We start from the raw sequence: 3,445 nt of genomic DNA on the forward strand, positions 1-3,445 counted from the left end.
CCTTCTCGTCGTAAGCATCGAGAAAGCAATGTCTGGCAACGTCGGTTTTGGGAGCATACAATTCGTGATGACCATGATTTACACCGACATTTAGATTATCAGAGTGGGAGAGTTTGAGAGGGAAAAGAATACCCCGTCCTCAGAGGACGGGGTATTCTTTTCCCTCTCAAATAGTGTTAATATAAAAAGTAAGGGTCTCAAAAAAAACTGGGTATTGACCCCACTCAGCTACCTCCGGTGCGGGGGAAAGTCACGCCCATGGAGAGAACAGCAACGAGCGTTGTTGTGCCTGGGAATCCCCATCCCTCTTCAGGGTGGGGAGGTTCAAATTCACTATAATCCGGTTAAGCATGGTTTGGTGTCTTGTCCTCATTTGTGGGAATATTCCAGTTTTCACAAATGGGTGGAGCGAGGCAAGTATCGACCTGATTGGGGGTGTTGTTGTGGGAGTAATCTACCACAAGTTCTATATTTTCGCGATTTAGAAGATTTTGCAGGGGAGTAGGGTGGGCAAATAATGAATGTGGGGTAGGGTGGGCAAATTATTAATGTTTGATCAATTGATCACGAATCATGCCAATTTGCCCACCCGACAAGAGCGATCGCACTTTAACCCAACCAACCACAGAGGCAATCCCATTCCGTAGGGTAGGGTGGGCAAATCATGAAAGTTTGGCAATTTCATCAGGAATCTTGTTCATTTGCCCACCCTACTTTATCAGCGATCGCACTGGGGGATTTAACTTTGCACATCCTGGGGCGGGTTGGGGTCATCTCCCTTTATCTTTTCGATGAACTCTTTTTTCAAGGTCCCATTCGGATTTATCCATTGTTCACAAACTTTGCAATAATCCAGCTCCAAGTTGTTATCAGTTTCATCAATGGCCTTCGGGTCAAACCGAGTCTTAGATAATTTATCGCTATCTGGCACCCAGTCGGCATTTCCCTTGGCTGATGGATCACTATTATACCACTTTTCTACAAGTAATGCAAATGCGGCCGGCTCCGCACAATCAATACTCCGGCGTTGATATTTCTTTCCATTTTTGTCCGTGTACGTGACCGCTTTAATCTCACTATTAAAATACTTGTGAATCGCGGGCGATAATCTTAAATTTTTGTCTGTCTCTCTTTGGGAGCCACTTAATCCCTTCTGGATCGTCTTTCCATCCCAAATTCTAATCCCATACTTTAATAATGGTCGGCTTATCTTCATAGACCTATACACCTTTAACCTCCCACTACTTCCCTCTTTTTTTCTTCTAAAAACACCTTTCTGGCCACGTCCATGGCTACCTTCTATCTGAAGATTGTTAACCGGTCGTTCCCGCCCAGTGGACCCGGTAATAGATTTTTTCTCTTTTGCACGACTTTCTCGGATTTTTTCCGACGGGTAAACGGACCGTAGCTGTTGCCGTACATGAGTCAACTCATGGGCGATCAACTCCTGCCCCCCCCGACACCCAGGCTCATACTCTCCCTTCCGAAAGAACACATCCTGCCCCGTCGTAAACGCCTTCGCCTGAATCGACTTATTCATCAAGTCTGACTGAGCATCCGTATGCACCCGCACCCCACTAAAATCCGCCCCCATCGCCTGCTCAAGCGGAATTCTTATCCTTTCTTCCAGTGGTTTTCCCCTTCCTCTTGCTTCCTTTATGGAACCTTCCAAATTTTGTGGTGCTAACGTTCCTCCTGTTAACGCTTTCCTCTGTATTTCGTGTTGAGGCGTACGCATCTCTTCCCCCTCAATAGTACCCATCTGTGGAGAATTAATCTGCTGTACTACCTGACGCGCTACTCGATCTGCCTCTTGCTCGTATTTATCACCAGGCTGTCCTATAGTTAGCTTGGCTTGCAGCCCCATTTCTCGACCTTCTGTGTCGGGCACGTATTGTCCCGTTTCCAGGGAGTGCATCACATTAGCCATTCTACTGCCCCATTCCCCGACCGCCTCTTCCGCGTTCCAATCCCTGTCCTCTTCATGTCGTCTTCTAGAACCCATCACTCTGGAGTCTTTCTTTTTTTGAGCATTTGTCCTAGAAGTAGAGTGAGAATATTTCGGTTTATAGGTATGAGTAGTGCGCATAGCTATTTCCTTTTTTCTTAAGTAAGTATTCAGCTATCAGCTGTCAGCCGTCAGCAAATCAATGGGAGGTAGTAAACAAGCTGGGGGGTGCTGGTACGGCTGGTTTAAAATCCCTGCTCGTTTTACACTATCCCTACCGTGCCGTAAACAGGCGTCGAACGTTTACGCATCCCCCCATCAGCTGATAGCTGATAGCTGACGGCTGAATGCTTTCATCCCATGTACCCTTAAAGAAAACAATATCAGTCGATCGGATCGTCTTCATGGAGCGCGACATGGCACCCCTTTCTCAAACCAACTGGTATCACTCTAATCTTAGTTCTCTGTTTCAAGAAATCGAGCGAGTTCGTAACTATTTAGAAAATTACATAGAAGGTAAAAAAAATCAACAAACCGTTACTGAAATTGTTGACAATACTTCTGCCCTGGCTCAACTTTGTAACAAATTCCTTCTCTCCCCCTTTGAAAGGGATATCCTGCTCATGTGCGCGGGAATGGAAATCGAACCATTATTCCATTCTTTGTTTGCCATTGCCCAAAAAAATAGTCCTAACAAAAACTATCCTACACTCAGTTTAGCTTTTGACGCCATTCCCGGAGCCAATTGGGGTGTCTTATCTCCCCAACGCCCTTTACTTTACTGGCAACTGCTCCAGATTGAACCAGGATTGATCCTAAGCCAGTCCCCCCTCATAATTGACCAGCGTATCCTCTGTTTTCTGTTAGGAGAATATGCCACAGACCAGGAATTAGCAGGCAAGATCACTCCCCTACCGCCTCAGACCAACCCTCATCTTTTGCCTAGCTCTCAGTTAAGTATAGGGTCGCAATTGATCACCATTTGGTCTGGGGGCGAGGGGACAAATAGCTATCCCGTTGTGCAATTATCTCGCTCGGATCGAAGCACAAAATACCAAATTGCCTCCGCCACTTGTCAGGGTTTGGGGTATAGTTTACATACTCTCGACCCTGCGGCTCTGACCACCAAGCCCCAGTTGGTCTACCAACTCGCGAAGCGTTGGCAAAGGGAAGCATTACTAAGCAATAGTGTCCTGTTTATTGACTGCGATAGTTATAATTTTACCGAGCCAGGGCGGGAGTATGCTCTGAGCCAATTTATTGATAGTAACAATACTCCTTTAATCCTCAGCAGCAATCACCGAAAAATTGACTGTCAGCGGACTGTTGTAAACGTTGACATCCCCCCATTGAGCCACCAGGAACAATATCTCGACCCAATCCCGGATATCAATTAAAATCGGCAGCCAGTCAATATCTGGCGCTAACCCAATTGCTTCTGGTTGCTTCTGGGCTAACATTACAGCAACATAATTCATTAAGGTGGTTTTACCTGAA

Annotated in this window: 3 protein-coding genes and 2 pseudogenes; 3 read left to right on the forward strand and 2 right to left on the reverse strand. The window is 46.2% G+C overall.

Annotated features, from left to right (window positions below):
• Together F6K37_RS45835 and F6K37_RS45840 are read left to right on the forward strand one after the other, a co-directional pair.
• Window positions 1-99: pseudogene (locus F6K37_RS45835) on the forward strand (REP-associated tyrosine transposase); the annotation flags it as partial.
• Between the two features lie 229 nt (window positions 100-328).
• Window positions 329-505: pseudogene (locus tag F6K37_RS45840) on the forward strand (REP-associated tyrosine transposase); the annotation flags it as partial.
• Window positions 506-739: 234 nt separating this feature from the next.
• On the opposite strand, the gene F6K37_RS35115 reads toward F6K37_RS45840, so the two are convergent.
• Entirely contained in the window at window positions 740-2,089 is a 1,350-nt protein-coding gene (locus F6K37_RS35115) for an eCIS core domain-containing protein (RefSeq protein ID WP_287255473.1), read from the reverse strand.
• Window positions 2,090-2,222: 133 nt separating this feature from the next.
• The gene (locus F6K37_RS35120; RefSeq protein ID WP_287255474.1) at window positions 2,223-2,354 is read right to left on the reverse strand and encodes a hypothetical protein; all 132 of its coding nucleotides are present in this window, start codon (window positions 2,352-2,354) and stop codon (window positions 2,223-2,225) included.
• Window positions 2,355-2,364: 10 nt separating this feature from the next.
• Between F6K37_RS35120 and F6K37_RS35125 the strand changes: the two genes are divergently transcribed.
• Entirely contained in the window at window positions 2,365-3,345 is a 981-nt protein-coding gene (locus tag F6K37_RS35125) for a hypothetical protein (RefSeq protein ID WP_287255475.1), read from the forward strand.
• The last annotated feature ends 100 nt before the right edge of the window (window positions 3,346-3,445 follow it).

Source organism: Moorena sp. SIO4E2 (assembly GCF_010671945.1).
Taxonomy (GTDB): Bacteria; Cyanobacteriota; Cyanobacteriia; order Cyanobacteriales; family Coleofasciculaceae; genus Moorena; species Moorena producens.